The 1,734-nt window shown below is 59.6% G+C and carries 1 protein-coding gene; it reads left to right on the plus strand.

Annotation, left to right across the window (positions count from 1 at the left end; all coding sequences use genetic code 11):
* The first annotated feature begins 85 nt into the window (after positions 1–85).
* Entirely contained in the window at positions 86–1,606 is a 1,521-nt protein-coding gene (locus tag AC0L2U_RS34625; protein WP_473603690.1) for an integrase catalytic domain-containing protein, read from the plus strand.
* The last annotated feature ends 128 nt before the right edge of the window (positions 1,607–1,734 follow it).

Consider the following 1,734-nt stretch of genomic DNA (forward strand, 5'->3'; position numbering starts at 1 on the left):
CGCATTGCCTCGCCTGAACTGCTCCCTAAAATTGGTTTGTTGCCTCATCTAATTTGCTCCCGAATCAACAACTTCGGGAGCTGTGATGAGGAAGGTGAGCATGGCGACACGAGCGGAATTGGTGGCGGCGATCAGTGGACGCTATGTTTTAGGCGGGCGGGCCGAAAAGGCGAGGATGTTGGACGAATTCGTGGCCCTCACGGGCTTTCATCGCAAGCATGCGATGCGACTGCTGCGAAGAGACTGCGCGCCGGCGAAGAGTGGTCCTCGGCCGGGGCGGCGGGTTTACGGTGATGAGGTGCGCGCCGCTCTCGTCGTCGTTTGGGAGGCATCGGATCGAATCTGCGGGAAGCGACTACACCCGCTCTTGCCAAGCCTGATCGAAGCGATGGAACGCCACGGACACGGCGCTATGGATAGCGAGACGCGCCGGCAATTGTTGACGATGAGCCCAGCGACGATTGATCGCGTTCTCAAGGACATTAAGGCGAGTGCCAGCGGGCCGCGGCGGCGGAAAGGATCAACGACGATCCGGCGTAGTGTTCCAGTTCGGACTTTCTCGGATTGGGATGACCCCGCACCCGGCTTTGTCGAGGCGGATCTTGTTTCTCATTCCGGCCCATACGCAAAGGGCGCCTTCTCGCAAACCCTCGTGTTGACCGATATCGCCACGGGCTGGACGGAATGCGCGCCGCTGCTGGTTCGCGAGCAAACGGTCCTGATCACGGCGTTGGCCGAACTGCGCAAGTTGCTGCCGTTCCCGCTGCTGGGCTTCGACACCGACAACGACAGCGTCTTCATGAACGAGAGCGTTCAGGAGTATTGCTTGCGCGATAATATCGAACTCACCCGTTGCCGCCCCTACCGGAAGAATGACCAGGCATTTGTCGAGCAGAAGAATGGCGCGGTCGTGCGTAAGATCGTTGGATATCGACGCTTCGAGGGACTGCAAGCCACACGGGAGCTAGCCAAGCTTTATTCCTCGATGCGGTTGTTCATCAATTTCTTTCAGCCATCGTTTAAGTTGAAAGAAAAGCATCGTGACGGAGCCAGGGTGATCAAGCGGTATCATCGTCCCGCCACGCCCTATCAGCGGCTGCTTGACGATGCACGCACGCCGGAGGATACGCGCCTTCGCCTCAAGGCGATGTACCTGACGCTCGATCCGGTTCGGCTGCTGCGCGACATACGCCTGGCACAAGAGAGGTTGGTCGACATCGCCGACAAGCCGGACGGTTCGGCTGCCGCCGACGGCGAGGCATTGCCGCTCGAAGACTTTCTGTCCGGGTTGCGGATTGCGTGGCGTGGTGGGGAAGTGAACCCGACCGCCCGCCCCAAGCCGGCGGTCAAGCGAGAGCGGCGCAGACCCGATCCTCTCCTTGCTGTCACTGCCGAGCTTGAGGAATGGTTCGAGGCAGAGCCTTGGCGAACGTCACGAGAGTTGCTTGAACGCTTGCAGGTCAAATATCCCGGCGTGTATCCCGACGGCCTCATTCGGACCGTGCAGCGTCGAATGAAAATCTGGCGCAGTACGCAAGCCAATGCGTTGGTGTTCGGGCCATTCGCCGATGCCGCGCGGACGGAAATTGTACAGGTCGTGCGGTGAGATCATCCCCGAGCAAGACGGGATGGGCAGAGGCGAAATCTCAGGAACAACCAGTGTGAGGCAATCGAGAACATCCGAGTGAGGCAACGGCATTGTTCTTTGGGAACACTCTTGGGCGAGGCAATACG

Source organism: Mesorhizobium sp. WSM4808, from assembly GCF_055811675.1.

Coding starts and splice junctions, on each gene's coding strand:
- AC0L2U_RS34625 (WP_473603690.1), top strand. CDS start 86: ATGAGGAAGGTGAGCATGGCGACACGAGCGGAATTGGTGGCGGCGATC.